This is a genomic window from Micromonospora sp. LOL_014, from assembly GCF_048060245.1.
In the GTDB taxonomy this organism is placed as follows: domain Bacteria; phylum Actinomycetota; class Actinomycetes; order Mycobacteriales; family Micromonosporaceae; genus Micromonospora_E.
In genome coordinates, this window is sequence record NZ_JBHMIP010000009.1 from 177,897 (window position 1) to 194,232 (window position 16,336).

The 16,336-nt window shown below is 70.5% G+C and carries 7 protein-coding genes and 2 pseudogenes; all 9 read left to right on the forward strand.

Features of this window, described 5'->3' with window-relative positions; translation table 11 throughout:
* Window positions 1-53 precede the first annotated feature (53 nt).
* The 9 genes and pseudogenes from ACFHW1_RS10695 to ACFHW1_RS10735 all read left to right on the forward strand — a co-directional run bounded on the left by ACFHW1_RS10695 (window position 54) and on the right by ACFHW1_RS10735 (window position 16,294).
* A complete protein-coding gene (locus ACFHW1_RS10695) occupies window positions 54-2,675 on the forward strand; it encodes a hypothetical protein (protein WP_416615316.1) in 2,622 nt (873 codons plus the stop codon).
* On the forward strand, window positions 2,668-3,012 hold the full coding sequence (locus ACFHW1_RS10700; RefSeq protein ID WP_416551656.1) for a hypothetical protein: 345 nt from the start codon (window positions 2,668-2,670) through the stop codon (window positions 3,010-3,012). Before ACFHW1_RS10695 ends, ACFHW1_RS10700 begins: the two co-directional genes overlap by 8 nt.
* Before the next feature lie 73 nt (window positions 3,013-3,085).
* A pseudogene (eccCa, locus tag ACFHW1_RS10705) lies at window positions 3,086-5,273 on the forward strand (type VII secretion protein EccCa); the annotation flags it as partial.
* A 74-nt stretch (window positions 5,274-5,347) separates the two neighbouring features.
* Window positions 5,348-7,078, forward strand: a pseudogene (gene eccCb, locus ACFHW1_RS10710) (type VII secretion protein EccCb); the annotation flags it as partial.
* Window positions 7,079-7,091: 13 nt separating this feature from the next.
* On the forward strand, window positions 7,092-8,501 hold the full coding sequence (gene eccD / locus ACFHW1_RS10715) for a type VII secretion integral membrane protein EccD (RefSeq protein ID WP_416569096.1): 1,410 nt from the start codon (window positions 7,092-7,094) through the stop codon (window positions 8,499-8,501).
* A 5-nt stretch (window positions 8,502-8,506) separates the two neighbouring features.
* Window positions 8,507-9,862, forward strand: coding sequence for a type VII secretion protein EccB (eccB, locus tag ACFHW1_RS10720; RefSeq protein ID WP_416569097.1), 1,356 nt, complete (start codon window positions 8,507-8,509; stop codon window positions 9,860-9,862).
* Window positions 9,863-9,868: 6 nt separating this feature from the next.
* On the forward strand, window positions 9,869-12,640 hold the full coding sequence (locus ACFHW1_RS10725; protein WP_416569098.1) for a hypothetical protein: 2,772 nt from the start codon (window positions 9,869-9,871) through the stop codon (window positions 12,638-12,640).
* A 7-nt stretch (window positions 12,641-12,647) separates the two neighbouring features.
* Window positions 12,648-15,965, forward strand: a complete 3,318-nt coding sequence (locus ACFHW1_RS10730; protein WP_416551664.1) for a right-handed parallel beta-helix repeat-containing protein — start codon at window positions 12,648-12,650, stop codon at window positions 15,963-15,965.
* Between the two features lie 11 nt (window positions 15,966-15,976).
* Window positions 15,977-16,294, forward strand: coding sequence for a YbaB/EbfC family nucleoid-associated protein (locus ACFHW1_RS10735; RefSeq protein WP_416551666.1), 318 nt, complete (start codon window positions 15,977-15,979; stop codon window positions 16,292-16,294).
* Window positions 16,295-16,336 lie beyond the last annotated feature (42 nt).

Genomic DNA, 16,336 nt, shown 5'->3' on the forward strand with positions numbered 1-16,336 from the left:
TTCAGGGGCGCGCGGTGGCGGACGGCACGATGGCGGACAGGTGTGGATAGTCGATGGCAGACGATGAAGACGACAAGGAGTGGGCGCACCACTCCGACCCCAAGGCGACGTTTCCTCCACTGACGACGGCGACGGAGCCGATCAACGACCTGGAGCTGTGGGCTCAGTCCGACCCTCCCGGCTGGCGGCGGATCAAGGCAGCGGTGAACGGGGGTTCCGCACTCGAAACCGACGCGGGAGCCGATTACGCCAGCACCCTGGTGAGGGCACAGAGTCTCGCCGACGCGGCCGGCGCTTTCCAGCAGGCGGTCAACACCCTGGAGTGGCTGGAAACCTTCATCAGCGTGCAGTCGCACGCGATCGCAGGTGAAGAGAAGGCGTGGCAGGGAACCGCAGCCGATGCCTTCCTTGCGAAGATGGACTACTACGCCAGGTTCCTCGGCAACCAGGCGGAGCGCCTGCGTGGCGGTGCTGGCATGAGCGGCTCGGCGACCCTGCCGAACCAGCTAATGAAGGACTCACACTACCTGCATTGGGCGCAGGAGCAGCTCGACTATCTGGACAAAGCGTGGGCGAAGATCGCCGCGGCCTCCGAAGACGACGTCGCCCACACGGACGGCGGGAACGTTGCGATCAGTTCGACCCGGTTCGCCCGCCCGATGACCAACCAGATGCTGGAGGTCGCGCTGACGCTGGCAGACCAGTACGTACTGACCGTGCCGAAGGTCGTGTCGCCCAGCGGAGACGGCAGCCTCAGCCCGGACAGCATTCCCGAGCCCACCGGCCCGCCGACCCTGCCACCAACGGAACCACCCGTCGAGCCGCCGACCGAGCCGCCGACCGAGCCGCCGACCGAACCACCGGCTGAACCGCCGACCCAACCTCCCACCGAACCTCCGACCCAGCCTCCCTCTGAGCCACCCTCCGTGCCTCCGACTCTGCCCCAGACGGAGCCACCTGCTCCACCCTCGACAGAGCCGCCGCCCGTTTCACCCTCGGTCGAGCCGCCACCGGAGGTGGCGGAACCTCCTGCAGTCGAGAGTCCACCGGTCACCGGACCCGAGGCACTTCCCGACAGTCCGGTTGGCGGATCTGTGGGCAGTGGCGGCCCGGGCGTAGCGGCCCCTGTCGTCATAGAGCCGCCGAGCGACGGGCTACCCGGGTTCGACGCCCCGGCGGTTCCCCCACCCGGTACCTCGCCGGATGCCGATCCTGGCCAGGTCGGCGGCGGCGGTTCCGGCGTGGTGCCGCCCGTCGTCCCACCGGTCGTCACTCCGGTGCCGAACACCCCCGCGCCGGGTGGCGGCAGCCAACCGCCGAACGGCGGCGCACCGCCGGCTCCCGCCCCCGGTGGTGGTGGTGTGGATTTGCCGGAGGTTCCCGCTCCGGGGTCCGAGCCACCGGTCGTCGAGCCTCCTGCGGGTAGCCCGTCCAATCCCGGTGCACCGGCACCCGGGCCGATGCCGGGCGCACCTGGCGCGCCCGGTCCCGGCCTCGGCGGCGGGGAAGCGGCACCGGACCGCCCGGACTCCTCAGGGCTGGTCGACGGTGACCGGTCGGACTGGACCCCCGGCGAACCTGGGTCGGCGGCTCCGGACGCGCCCGGCGGAGTCAGCCCGGGCGGTGGCGGCCTCGACCAGGTCCCGGAAATCAGCCCGGTGCCCGGGAACGAACAGCCGCCAGCGGGGTCGGCTCCACCAGGGTCGGCTCCACCAGGATCGGCTCCACCAGGATCGGCTCCACCAGGAGCTGTGCCACCGATGATGCCCGGAGCGCCGGGTGCCCCGGGGGCGGGTGCCGGGGGTGGCTCCGGCGTGCCGGACCGTCCGGACTCGGCCGGGCTGGTCGACGGCGACCTGCAGGACTGGCGACCGCCCACCGGTACGGTCGACGTACCCGACGCACCTGCCGGGGCCAGTGCCGGGGGTGCCGGACTGGGCGACGAAGGAACACCCGCGAATTCGACGGGCTTTTCGACCCCGCCCCCGATCGCGACGCCGTCACAGTCGTCCAGACAGCCCGACGCGGGTTTCGCTCCCGGCGCCCACTCCGGACCGGTCGGTGGGGTGCCGCCCATGCCGGGAGCACCCGGGTCACCCGGAGCACAGTCGGGCGGCAACGGCCAGCCGGACCGTCCGGACGCCACCGGACTGGTCGAGGGAGACATCGACGACTGGGCCGCTGTCGGGCCGGACCTGCCCGCCGGCCCGCAGGCCCCCGGCGGAGCGACGGCCGGCGGTGCCGGGTTGGGCACCGTACCGGTCGAACCGCCCCGCGACGAGTCAAGCGGCCCGATCGACCCGGCGGGGTCGGCCGGGACGTCCGTATCCGACGTGCCGGGACCCGTCGCCGGGCAGCGCCCCGCAGCGGTGCCGGCCCGGCAGACGGGTGCGGACCGACCGGCCGCGCCAGTCGCCTTCGGCGTACCTCCGGTGGTCAATACGGCTGAGGAACGTGAGCCGGTCGACCGCCCGGACGCCGCGGATCTGCTGCGGGAGGACGAGGTCGTCTGGGCCCGCGCCGACCTGGACCAGCGGAAGAGAACGGACGACCGGGTACCGGTCGTGCGGCCGGCGGAGGATGCAGCCGATCCGTCGCACTGGGCCGACCCGGACGGCATTTGGTGGCTACGCGGTCCGGAACCCGAGCGTGAGATGGAGGCAAGAGATGCGTGACGACGTCGAGCCGAGGCCGCTGGAATCCTGGCGACGGAGGCGAGCGGCGGCGCCGGAGCCTGAGGCCAGACCGTTGCGTTGCGGGGGACCGGACTACACCAACGCCGAACGGCTGGAGCTGATGCGCCAGCGGCAGCGGGAAATGGACGAGGCGGCGCGGCGAGAGCGGGAGCAGTCCGAGTCCCGCCAGTCCACCCGGCGCCGAGGAGTCAGCGAGAGCGACGGGGACGACGAGTACCCGTCCGAGCGCCGCGCCGACCGGTACGCGGTCGGGCTGCTTCGCCAGGACGACGCGGCATGGGGTGGTACCGGTTGCGGAACTGGGGGGCTCGGATGAGCGTCCTGAGGCAACGGCACTCCGGCCTGACATCGTCCGGCGACCGTCGCCGCCGGCATTATGGAGTGCTGGCATGAGCACCATCACTGTCAAGAGGCCACCGCGCGCGGCCGGGCCGGCGGATCCGGACGGGGAGGTGGAACTGCAGGAGCCTCCGCTGATGGCGGAGGAGGCACCGCTCGACTTCCGCTCGTTCGCCATGATCGTGCCGATGGGCCTGGGCATGGGCGCGATGATGGCCATGTTCGGCCTTTACAGCCGTGCGCCGGTCATGTACGTGATGGGCGGAGCGATGGCCGTCGGCATGCTGTTGATGGGCGTCATGCAGATCGGTCGGGCCGCTGCGGAGCGCAAGCGCCAGATGCGTGGCGAACGCCGGGACTTCCTGCGCTACATCGCCCAGCTCCGTCGGCAGGCCCGGAAGGCGGCTGAGGACCAGCGCCAGGCGGTTTTGTGGAACCATCCGCAGCCGCAGTGGCTGTGGTCGGTAGCGATGAGCAGCCGACTGTGGGAACGACGCCCCGGCCACGACGACTTCGGCCGGGTCCGGATCGGGCTCGGCCGGCAGAACGCGATGCTGCGGTTCCTACCTCCGCAGACCAAACCGATCGAGGACCTGGAACCACTATCGTCGATCTCCTTGCGACGGTTCTCCGAGGCGTACCGCACGGTGTCCGGGATCCCGACCTCGGTCGGCCTGCGAAGCTTCACCAGCGTCGAGTTCGAGGGCGAAGCGGACAAGGCGATTGATCTGGTCCGGTCGATGGTGGCGGCCCTGGCCACCCTGCACGCCCCGGACGAACTGCGGGTGGCGGTCCTCGCGCCGGAGGTGCACCGCGGGGAGTGGGACTGGATCAAGTGGCTGCCGCACAATGCCCATCCGACCGCCTTCGACGCCGCCGGGCCGGTGCGTCTGTTCGCCGCCGACCACGACGAGCTGCTCGACCTGCTCGGGCCGGAGATCACCGACCGGGGCGACCACGACCGGGAGTCCCGTCCATCGTCCACCGAGCCGTTCGTGGTGGTCGTCGCTCACCTGACCGACCTACCCGACAGCTCGCGGCTGCTCGGCGCGGGCATCCGCAACCTGGTGCTGCTCGACCTGACCGGTCAGATGCCCGGCGGGCCCAAGGTGCTACGGCTCACCCTGGAGTCGGACCGGGTCACCTTCCCCGCTGGGGAGAGCGTCGGAACCGCGCTGGTGGACGGGATGGCCGCCGCAGAATGCGAGGCGTTGGCGAGAATCATCGCGCCGAAACGGACCAGCGGCACCCTCGACGTGGTTGAGGAGCCGTTGGAAAGCGACTTCGAACTGACCACCCTGCTCGGCATCCGGGACGCCAGGACCTTCGACGTAGCGGCACTGTGGCGCACCCACGCTCCGCAGCGAAACCGCCTGACCGTGCCGATCGGGGTCACCGAGAGTGGTGAGGTGATCGAGCTGGACCTCAAGGAGTCCGCGCAGGGCGGGATGGGACCGCACGGCCTGCTGATCGGCGCGACCGGCTCCGGCAAGAGCGAGCTGCTGCGTACCCTCGTCTGCGCCTTGGCCGCCACCCACTCGTCCGAGATCCTCAACTTGGTCCTGGTCGACTTCAAGGGTGGCGCGACCTTCCTCGGCATGGAGAAACTGCCGCATACGTCGGCGGTCATCACCAACCTCGCCGACGAACTGCCGCTCGTCGACCGGATGCAGGACGCGCTCAACGGTGAGATGACCCGGCGTCAGGAACTGCTGCGCTCCAGCGGCTACGCCTCCCTGTTCGACTACGAGAAGGCTCGCGCCGCTGGTGCGCACCTCGTGCCGTTCCCCGTCCTGCTGATCGTCGTCGACGAGTTCAGTGAGCTGCTGTCCAGCAAGGGCGAGTTCATGGATCTCTTCGTCTCGATCGGTCGGCTCGGTCGGTCACTCGGCGTGCACCTGCTGCTGGCCTCGCAGCGCCTCGACGAGGGCCGGATCAACCGGGTCGAGGGGCATCTGTCGTACCGGCTGGCGCTGCGTACCTTCTCGTCGATGGAGTCGCGGTCGGTGATCGGCGTCGGCAAGGCGTACGAGCTGCCGCCCGAGCCTGGCAACGGCTACCTCAAGATCGATACCACCAACCTGGTGCGGTTCAAATCCGCCTACGTGTCCGGGCCGTACCACGGAGTTGGACGGGACAGAGCCGACGAGGCGGAAGACGAACGGCCGATGACCGCCGAAGTCGTCCCGTTCGTCACCGGTCAGGTCGATGTCCGGCACGATCCGGGTCGGGCCCGGATGACCGAGCCGGGGCACGACACCGCAACGGGAGCCGCCCAAGAAACCGAGACCGTCGAGGCCGGCTCCGGGGCCGCGACTGGTCCGAGTCTCGCCGACGTCCTGCTCGACCGGCTCGCCGGCGCCGGTCCGCCGGCCCGGCAGGTCTGGTTGCCGCCGCTGTCCGTCGCGCCCAGCCTGGACACGCTCCTACCCAGCGTCGTGCCGGATCCGCGGCGCGGGATGACGGTCGACGACCCGGGTGCCCAGGGGCGGCTGCGGGTTCCGGCCGGCATCGTCGACCGGCCCGCCGACCAGGTACGCGACCTGCTCACGATCGATCTCGGCGGCGCGGACGGGCACATCGGCATCGCCGGTGCGCCACAGAGCGGCAAGTCCGCCCTGCTGCGCAGCGTCATCCTCGCCCTGGCTTTCACCAACACCCCACACGAGGTGCAGTTCTACGGGCTCGACTTCGGCGGCGGTGGCCTCGCCTCCATCGCCGGGCTGCCGCACATCGGCTCCATCGCGTCCCGGATGGAGCGAGACCGGGTGGTCCGTACCATCGAGGAGGTCTCGCAGGTCATGGAGCGCCGGGAGTACGAGTTCGCCAAGCGCGGGCTCGACTCGGTGACCACCTACCTGGCGGCTCGCGCCCGTGGTGAGATCGACGACCCGTACGGGCATGTGTTCCTGGTCGTCGACGGCTGGTACACGATGAAGCAGGACTTCGCCGACCTGGAACCGAAGTTCCAGGAACTGGCCTCGCGTGGGCTCTCCTACGGCATCCATGTCATCGTCTCCGCCACCCGGTGGTCCGAGATGCGTACCTGGCTGCGGGACCTGCTCGGCACCCGGTTGGAGCTTCGGCTCGCTGACTCCATGGAGTCGGAGGTGGGTTCGCGTAAGGCGGCGACCGTGCCGAACCTGCCGGGGCGCGGCCTGACCAACAACGGACTGCACTTCCTCGCCGCGCTTCCCCGCATGGACGGCGTATCGAGAGCGGACGACCTCGCCGAGGCGACCAAGTCGGCGGTGGAGGAAATCGCCACCTTCTGGTCCGGCCCGCCCGTGCCGGGCGTACGGATGCTCCCCACCCAGCTTCCGGCGGAGAATCTGCCGGCACCCGAGCCGAGCTTCAGGATCTGCCTCGGACTGGACGAGCAGCGGCTCGCCCCGGTCTGGCACGACTTCCTGGTCACCCCGCACCTGTTGGTGTTCGGAGACAACGAGACCGGCAAGTCGAACATGCTCCGGCTGGTGCTACGGGCCATCCAGCAGCACTACCCGCCGTCCGGGGCGAAGGTCGTCCTCGGCGACTCGCGCCGGGATCTCGACACCGCGATCACCCCCGAGTACCAGGTCGGGTTCGGTTTCACCGGAGACAAGCTCTACGAGCTGGCCGGACAGACCACGGTGTCGATGGACCGGCGGGTACCCGGCCCGGACGTCTCCTCCGAACGGATGCGCCGCCGGGACTGGTGGGAAGGTCCGGAGCTGTTCCTGATTGTCGACGACTACGACCTGATGACCCGGTCATCGGGGCCGGGATCGGTCCTCGACCCGGTACTGCCGCTGCTGGCCCAGGGGGTCTATATCGGACTTCATTTGGTGATCGCCCGCAGTACCTCCGGCGCGATCCGAGCCATGATGGACCCGGTCCTTCGCCGCATGTGGGAGCTGGGTACACCGGCGACCCTGCTGTCCTATCCGAAGGAAGAGGGCAAGTTCCTTGGTGAGGCGGCTCCCCGTCGCCTGCCGCCCGGGCGTGCCCAGTTGGTCACCCGTCGCGGCGTGAAGCTGATCCAGACGGGCCACGTCATATGAAAGGGATGCACGGGTGACCGCGACACTCAACGTCGACCTCTGCCGGATCACCGTGATCGGCCCGGCTCGCCGAGTCGACCTGGCGATTCCGGTCACCACCACGGTGGCCGCCCTGTTGCCCCTGCTGGTCGAGCGGACCACCGACACCGGCTACCTCGTCAAGGCGGGCACCGCAGGAGGGGCATGGGTCCTGCAGCGCCTCGGACAGGCACCCTTCGAACTGACCGGTACGCCGGAGAGTCTCGACTGGTTGGAAGGAGAGGAGCTGCACCTACGGCCGGCCGAGAGTCCCCTGCCCGAGCTCGATTTCGACGACCTCGCCGACGGGGTGGCCATCGCCGTCAACCGCCGTGACGACCGATGGCAGCCCGAATACCGCCGGAACCTGTTCCTGGCGTTGGCGGCCGTCGGGATGGCCGCCACCGCCGTGGTGCTGACCAGACACGACCAGCAACTGCCGCAGGTGGTCGCGGCGGGCGTGCTCGGCGCGATGCTCACCACCGCTGCGCTGATCTGTGGCCGGCGCCTGGCCGACGGCGCGTTCTCCCTGCTCTTTGGCGCCGTCGCCGCCGGCTTCACCGCCCTGGCCGCCTCGAGGGCGGTCGACGACACGCCGGGTCATCTCGCGGTGTCCGCCGGAGCCGGTCTTGCCGCCGCAGTGGCCCTGTCGACAGTCGCCGCGCTCCTGCTCGTCGCCCAGCGGACCTTCGCCCCGTCCCTGCCGGTCCGTCCCGTCCTCGCCGCCGGGCTGGTGGGTCTGGCCACCGTACTGGTCATGCTGCTGGGCGCGGTCAGCGGCATGAGCGTGCCACGTACTGCGGCCACGGCGGTCACGATGATCTTCGCCCTGATCGTGCTGGCCCCTAGGATCGCCGTGAAGCTCGCCCGGCTGCGTGGCCCGCAGCTGCCGAAGAGCAGCGAAGACATGTCCTACGACATCGAGCCCGCCCCGCCCGGCCTGGTCCGGGGGCGTACCGGTGACGCGGACACGTACCTCGCCGTGGCGTTGATCGCTTCGGCGGTCGTCCTGCCTGTGCTGTTCCACCTCACGATGCGCCAGAACGGGTGGGCTGGCTGGACCTTCGTGCTGGTGGTCGCGAGTGCAATCCTGTTGCGCTCGCGTACCTTTTTCGGCGTCTGGCAACGGATCGCCCTCGTCGTCGCCGGTACCGTCGGCTACCTCATGGTCGTCGTGAAGCTCTCCGAGATGCTGTCGCCGGCAGGGCTCTGGGTCCTGCTCGGCTCGCTTGTCGTGCTGGTGGTGCCGCTGGTGATGGCGGCGTTGCGTCCCTGGCCCCGGCGTATGCTGCCGTTCTGGGAGTACTCGGCGACCTTCTTCGACGTCACCACCGGTGTCGCCGTACTTCCGGTCCTGGCGCAGATCCTCGGGATCTACGCCAGGGCCCGCGGACTGTTCGGGTAACCGCCGTGCAGACCCAACGCGACCACGTCCACGCCCACACCTTCATGATGGGGCGACTCAGCTCGGCCCTCGTCGAAGGGGATCCGACCAGCGCGCGCGTCCCAGGTCAACGGGCCCTGACCGGACTGGTGATCGGGGTCATTCTGGTCCTGTTGATCGGCGGTGGACTCGCCGTGTACGGCTGGATCGTGCCCGGCGGCAGCAAGGCGTACCTGCAGGCAGGCGTGATCCTGGTGGAGAAGGAGAGCGGGACGCGGTACGTCTACCGGGCCGGCGTGCTGTACCCGACGGCGAACCTGACCTCCGCCCTGCTACTGCAGGGTCCATCGGCTACGGTGAAGCTGATCTCCGGGAACTCGCTGAAGGACCTGCCGCGTGGGCCGGAGATCGGTATCCCCGACGCGCCGCAGACCGTACCCGACGCGGCCGCCCTGGCGGCTGGTCCCTGGCTCGCCTGCCTGCCCGGCTCGGTGGTGGACCAGCCTGGCTCGCGACTCGGCGTCAACCTCGACCCGCACGCCCCGGCCACACCGCTGGCCGAGCGGACCTTCGCGCTGGTACGTGACGCGAGGGGCGGGCTGTACCTGCTCGCCGACTTCTACAAGTTTCCGGTGCAGGACGACTCGGTGCTGGTCGCGCTCGGTGCCACGAACGCCCGGGTGCCGATGGCACCGACGGAGTGGCTCGACTGGCTGCCGACCGGAGTCACCCTCGGGCCGGCGAAAATCCCCGGTGCCGGGCGATCCGGCCTGCGGGTCGGCGGCCGGGCCTACCAGATAGGCACCCTCTTCCGGCAGCGTCCGGCCGCTGGCGAGGAACAGCTCTTCGTGCTCCGTACCGACGGGCTGGCCCCGATCGACCGGATGGAGTTCGTCCTCGCCACGGTCAGCGGCGGCGACACCGCGGTGGAGCTCGACGCGGCCACCGTCGCCTCGGCCCCCCGCTCCGCTGACCGGACGCTGACCGGGCGGCTGCCCGACCTGACCGGTCATCACTGGCACGACCCGGGCGACCAGGTGCTCTGCGTACGGCAACGACCGATCGGTGCGGAGGCTGTGACCAGCGAAGTCGTCCTCACCGAACGGCGCTGGGCCGCGGTCGGTGCCGACGGCGAGACCACCGTGCTGGTCGAGCCGGGGTCCGGCATGACGGTGACCCCGAACCCTCCTGCCGACGGGGGTACGGAGGTCACCCTGATTTCGGACAACGGCGTGACCCACCGGCTCGTCGGCTCGGACACGCTCGCCGCGCTCAGACTCGGTACGGCGACCGCCGTCCCGTTTCCGAGAGAGCTGCTGGCTGCCCTGCCCCAGGGGCCCGCGCTCAGCCGTACCGGCGTCCTCAGTCTGGCAAGGGGGTAGCTGTCCATGGCATCCATCAGAGACCTGTTGCGCGGCGGACGATCCGACCCCGGTGACGTGGCGCGGCACACCGTCGGCAACGCGCTCGTCCTGCACCACTGCGACGAGATCAGCGGCGAGGCACAGGATCTCGCACTTTCGGTCGTGGCGGACGCCGACAACGACGTGGTGATTCTCGACCTCGGCAGCGGAATGTCGATCAACTCGTGGGAGTCGATGGCGGGGGTGCTGCCGCGCCGCCGTCGCGGGATCCGACTGGTCACCTGCGGGCAACGGCACGATACGGCGGCGATGGCCGGGCAGTGGCTGTCCGAGCGGCTCAACCGTACGGTCATCGCACCGGACGGCGACCTCGTCCGTGGCGCGGCGGGGGCGCTGTTCATCCATTCCAAACCTGGTAGCGGCTGGGTACGCTTCCGCCCCGGTAAGCCACCGGCCTGGGATTCCAAACGCTATCCGACCCCGTCGTGGGACGCTGCCGCGACCGAGCGCCGGCCGTCCAGTTCGACGGGGGAGATCGAGCCGCTGCCCGGCGGGGTGTGGATCCACGATGTCCGCGTCCCGCAGGTCACCGACGAGCACCGCCGTCGCCTCGTCGTCGACGTGCCGTGCCAGCCGGAAACGATGACCGTGCTTCTGGGCTGCCCGGGTACCGCGCCGCTGGCACTCGACGACGTCGTCAGGTTCTGGCGCGAGCTGGACGTGGAGAGTCAACTCCGCACCCGTTTCGTCCGGTACGGCGACGTGCGGATGCCAGCCGGTGAATCGTTCGGCCAGACTCTCGCCGATCTGCTGGGCACCAACGTCGTCTGCTACTCGGGAGTCCCGATCGGTGCTCCCGGCAAGGTCGAGATCCGGACTGTACGCGCCGATGGCGTGCTCGGCTGGCCACCGTACGCTCTGGAGCTCGGCTATGTGCCTCGGGCGCATCCGAACTCACGCGCCCGCCGTCCTGTCGTGCTGAGCCACCGCGGACCGCTACCCGACGCCGAGGAGATCGGTCCCCGGGTCTACTGGTACGCGCCGGATGCCGTCGTCGAGGTGGTCGAGGCCGGGCTGTGGATCCGCCCGGTGGACGAGCCGGGCAACGCGGAACGGATTCGAGGATCGGCGCTCGACCCCGCGAGCGCGATGATGGTGTTCGACGACACCGAGGCGGGTCAGGCGGCCCGGATGCGTGAGCTGGCCGAGGATCTGACCGCTCGGGTCGACGGGAACCTGGGCCAGGTCACCGACCTGGTGGCGGCGTCCGTGCTGGTGCCGGAGCTCCGGCCGGCCGGCCGTGCCCAGGCGGTTCTGACGTCGGCACCGGACCGGCCGGGCGATCGGCAGCCGAGCGGTGCGGAACCGACGGTGATCGCTCCCCGGCCGCACCCGATCGCGGTGACCACCGTGGTCGCGATCGCGCCGCCGCCGGAAGCTGTGGTCGCGTCGCCGCCGGCGGAAGCTGCTTCGGGTGCCGCGCCGTCGGTGGTGGAGGCCGCCCCGGAATCGGCGCCATCGGTGGTGGAGGCCGCCCTGGGATGCGCACTGCCGACGTCGCCGACTCGGCGGATTGCCCGGCCGATGCCGGAGCCGCTCGTCGCCTCGCCCGCCCTGCCGGCCGAGGAGCGTGTCGGGTCGGGTACCCCGTCAGCGCTCGAGCCGGTCGCCGAGGTGTCCGGCGCGCCGCGACCAGCTGCGCCGGACCAGCCGTCGGGGACCCCGGCGATCGACCTTTCCCCACCGCCCCCACCAGCTCCGATCCAGATACCGACCGAGTCGTCGATCGACGTACCCGATCCGGGTGTCGGGCCTGCTGGCGTTGACGGGTCCGATGGTGTTGACGGGCCTGCCGGTGTTGACGGGTCCGTACGGGCACCGGATGCCGCCCGGGTGGACTCACCCGTCACCACCGCGGTGCGGCTGGCCGACGCGGAGGAATCCGCCCCGGTGTCGGCGCCCCCCGTTATCCGGCTGCAACCCGTGGCGGGGGCGGACTCTGCGGCTTTGCTGCCCCGGCGCGGCATCGCCGAGGAACGGGCCTGGCTGCGTCGTTCGTTGAGCCGGGACTTCGACGTCATGGCCAGCTCGGTCTCGCGCATCATGTCGGAGCATCCCGGTATGAAGTCCGGTGGCGCCGGCACCCCGGACGACGTTCTCGTCGACTCCGTCGCGGCCCGGCTGTTTCTCGCTGCCCGGGGGGCGGGCGTCGACGCCGGCCTGCGTACCGGCGCGAACGGTCCGCACGTGCCGTTCGCCCGCTGCGCCGTCTCCGGGCTGTCCCGGTTGCCGTCCTTCCGCGGCAGCACCATCGCCCGGTTGAGCCCGCTCGCCGAGGAATGGGCGATGTACCGCGAGCGGAACATCGTCAGTGACTGGAGCTTCGTCACGATGCTGACCGCGCCCTGCGCCGGGCAGAACGGCGACACCGATTTGCTGATCTGGTCGATGACCGCCCGCCGTACCGCGTTGTTGGAGCCGGAGGGCGACGACCACGTCGACGACCGGGTCGTCTTCCTGCCCGGCAGCCACTTCAGGATTCTTGAGCTGAGGGAGCCGGGTGGGGGGCATCGCGGCAGCATCCTGCTGCGTGAGCTCGGTACCAACGAGGTCGACGAGAACGGCCGCGTCGACCCGAACCGGATGTCGCTCGACGAACTTGCCGTCACGTCGATGCGCCGCAGCCTCGAGCGATGGAACAGCACCGACGGCCGCAGACGAGTCGGCCAGGCGTCGACCGGTCGCTTCGGCACCCTGCCCGGTCTCCTGCGGCCACCGTCCGAAGAGGGGAGGTGACCTGGCGATGAGTCGACAGGTCCTGACGGTCGGGGGCAGCCGGCCCGGCGCGCTCCCGACGATCGGCGCGGCTATTGCCCGCGCCGAGCCGGGTGCCACCATCATGGTGCACGCCGGGCGGTACGTCGAGAAGCTGGTCGTCGGCAACCGGATCACGATCGTCGCCGAACAGGGCGGCCGGGTCGAGGTCGCGGTGGAGGAGGGTAGCGTTCTCGCGATCCATGGTGAAGGGGCCCATCTACGCGGCATCTCACTGTCGAGCGGCGACCCCAAGCTGGCTGCGGTCGACGTCTACTCCGGAGAGGCGGCGTTGGACGACTGCCGTATCGACGGAGCTGCCTGGGTGACCCTGCTGGCCCGGCTGGAAGGTTCGCTGGCGCTTCGCCACTGCGAGATCACCTCCGCCGCAGGGGCCGGGATCGTGGTCACCTCGCCGCGCCCCAGCACGGTCGAGGACACCGTGGTCCGGGACGTTGCCACCTCCGGCATCGTGGTCAGCGACCAGGGTTCGGTGACCCTGCGCCGTTGCCGTGCGGAGCGCACGGGGGCGAACAGCGTCTGTGTCAACGGCGACGGACGGATCATCGTCGAGCGGTTCGACATCGTCGGGGCCGGAAAACCCGCGCTGGTTGTGGAGCAGCGGGGCCAGGCTCGGATCAGCGGACTCCGCGTCGAGCGGAGCAGCAACGTCGACGTTTTCATCCGCGGCGAGGTCGACGTGCTCGTCACCCACTCCCATTTCACCGGCGCGGCCCTGCAGGCCGTGCACATAGCCGGTGGCGCCGCACCGAGGTTCGAGCACTGTTCGTTCGGCCCGGCGGGACGAAGCGCCGCGCATGTCACCGGCGAGGCCAGACCGGTGTTCAAGGACTGCATCTTCGCCGAGTCCCCGGTCGGCGTGACCGTCGAGTCGAACAGCGCACCGAGCTTCGAGACGATGACGGTGCGGGGCAGCAGCGAGCACGCCGTGGTCGTCGCGGACGGAGCGTCGATGACCGTGCGCCGGCTACGCGCCACCGTTGCCGCTGGCGTCGGACTGCTGGTGCGCGACGGAGCCGAGGTCAACGGCGTGGACCTTACGATCGACGCCAGCGGTGCCAACGCCCTCGAGCTTCGCGAGTCGGCTCGGGCGACGATCCGCGAGGCACGGTTCACCGGTACGGCGTCCAGCGCTGTGGCGGTCGGTTCCTCGTGCGTTCTCTCCCTGCAGTCGGCCGAGCTGCGTGGCGCGGGACTCCAAGTGACCGGCAGCGGGGATCTGCGGCTGCGCGACACCGAGCTGGTAGGCGCCAGCGGCGATGGTCTGTGGGTGGGTGCGGCCGGCACGGTGACCGCGAGCCAGGTCCGGGTGCGCGGTGCCCGTCGGGCGGGTATCCGGCTCGAACGCGGCTCTGAAGGCAGCTTCACTGATTGCGAGGTGCTGGGCAGCGGTGCGGCCGGGATCGAGGTGGAGACCGCCGACCCGGTGTCGATCACCCGGTGTGTGGTTCGGGGCAGCGGCGACGAGGATCTCCGCCGGGTCGCCGATGCGCAGGTGGCCGTGATGTCGCTGACCACGGACGGGGCGGCCAGGGACATGGCTGGCGTCTCGCCGTCGGCGCCCCCGGCCGGGAACGCCGCCGAGCGGTCGGCCGACCCGGCCGGGCAGGAGCCGGCGATGGCGGGAGAGCTGAGCGGACCGCTCCGCGAGCTCAACGGGTTGATCGGCCTGCGCGGGGTGAAGCAGGAGGTCAACGCGCTGATCAATCTGATCCGGATGGCGCAGGTCCGGCAACAGATGGGCCTGCCGATGCCGCCGATGAGTCGGCATCTGGTCTTCGCCGGCCCACCCGGCACCGGCAAGACCACGGTCGCCCGACTCTACGGTTCGGTCCTGGCGGAGCTGGGCATCCTCGCCAAGGGGCACATGATCGAGGCGGCCAGGGCGGATCTGGTCGGCCAGTACATCGGCTCGACGGCGATCAAGACCACCGAGCTGGTGACGAAGGCGATCGGCGGAGTGCTCTTCATCGACGAGGCGTACACCTTGTCGGCCGGCTCCGGCGGCTCCGGCCCGGACTTCGGCCAGGAGGCCATCGACGCTCTGATGAAGATCATGGAGGACCACCGTGACGACTTGGTGGTGATCGTCGCGGGGTACTCGGAACTCATGGAGAGCTTCCTCGCCTCGAACCCTGGGCTCGCCTCCCGGTTCACCCGGACGATCGAGTTCCCGAACTACTCGGTCGAGGAACTGGTCACCATCACCTCGAACCTGTGCCGCAAGCACTACTACGAACTGACCGACGACGCGATCGACGCCCTGACAACGTACTTCGAGCGGGTGCCGAGGAACGCCACGTTCGGCAACGGCCGAGTCGCCCGCAAACTCTTCGAGGCGATGATCAACAATCAGGCGTCCCGGCTCGCCATGACGCCGCCGACGAAGGACACCGAACTCAACCGGCTGGTCGCCGACGACCTCGCCGCCGAGCTGCAACTGTTGGAGGAGCTGCCGGTCGAGCAGCGCGAGCCGGCCGACGCGAGCAGCGACCCGGCCGGTGCCGTCGACAGATCACAGACCTGGCGGCGGATCTGCGGGCTGGTCGGCGCCTCCGAGGTCCGCGACGCGGTCGGTGCGACCCTGCTGCGTCTCTGCGAACTGCGCAACCGTCGCCGGGCACCGGGGCGGCACGGCAACGTCCTGCTCGCCGGCCCGTCCGGCAGCGGTCGCGGCGAGATCGCCCGCCACTACGCCGCCGGGCTGTCCGAGTTGGGTCTGGTACCGGTCGGACACCTGGTACGGGTGTCCACCGCCGACCAGCTGGCACCGCAATGGCCCGGACAGGCGATGAGTCTGGCTCAGGCCGCGCTGCACGACGCCGCCGGGGGCACGCTGGTGGTCGACTATTTCGACGACGGCCAGGAGACCGTCGAGTCGCTGGTCGCGCAGCTGCGGTCCAGCCTCGGCGACCCCGTGGTGGTCCTGCTCGGTGAACCGTCGGCGCTAGCCCGCCTCGGCGCGGCGCTGCCCGGCCTCGCCGACGTGTTCGGTGAACGGTGGACGATCCCCGAGTACGACGTCGCCGAACTCGCCGAGATCGTCGTACGGCACCTCGTGCGACACGGACACCACGTCCCCGAGGACGTACGGGCCGCGCTGACCGGGCTCGTCGAACGACTTCCGGACCGTACGGTCCACGCCGCCCACCAGCTCTCGCGAGCACTGACCCGGGCCACCGGGTCCCGTACCCTCGCGCTGGCCGACCTGCACGGACTGGCCGCCCGCCACCACCCGGACGCCCTGAGCGCCCGCCGTTCCGGCGGCCTCGCGGCGGTCGGCTGAGAGGAGTCATCATGTCGGAACCGCAGCAGCAGCGGCCCACCCTCGAGGACATGGTCGCGGCGGGCCGGGCGTTCGAGCAGCGGATGCGCGCCGCGCAGGCCGAGCTCGGGCAGGCACTCGTGACCGGTCGTTCCGTCGACGGCACGGTCGTGGTGCTGGCCAGCGGCCTCGGCCAGGTCAAAGCGGTCCGGGTCAGCCCAGCGGTCTTCGACAGGCGTGACCTGACCGGTCTGCAGGATGCGATCGTCCAGTCGATCAGGGCCGCCGGAGCGAACGCCGCCGCGCTCGCGGGGGAAAAGATGGGCGCGATCGAGATCAACGTGCACTGACCGGGTGGGGCCTTGCCGGCCCGCCGGTCCCGATCATCGCAG

Coding starts and splice junctions, on each gene's coding strand:
- ACFHW1_RS10695 (WP_416615316.1), top strand. CDS start 54: ATGGCAGACGATGAAGACGACAAGGAGTGGGCGCACCACTCCGACCCC.
- ACFHW1_RS10700 (WP_416551656.1), top strand. CDS start 2,668: ATGCGTGACGACGTCGAGCCGAGGCCGCTGGAATCCTGGCGACGGAGG.
- ACFHW1_RS10725 (WP_416569098.1), top strand. CDS start 9,869: ATGGCATCCATCAGAGACCTGTTGCGCGGCGGACGATCCGACCCCGGT.
- ACFHW1_RS10730 (WP_416551664.1), top strand. CDS start 12,648: ATGAGTCGACAGGTCCTGACGGTCGGGGGCAGCCGGCCCGGCGCGCTC.
- ACFHW1_RS10735 (WP_416551666.1), top strand. CDS start 15,977: ATGTCGGAACCGCAGCAGCAGCGGCCCACCCTCGAGGACATGGTCGCG.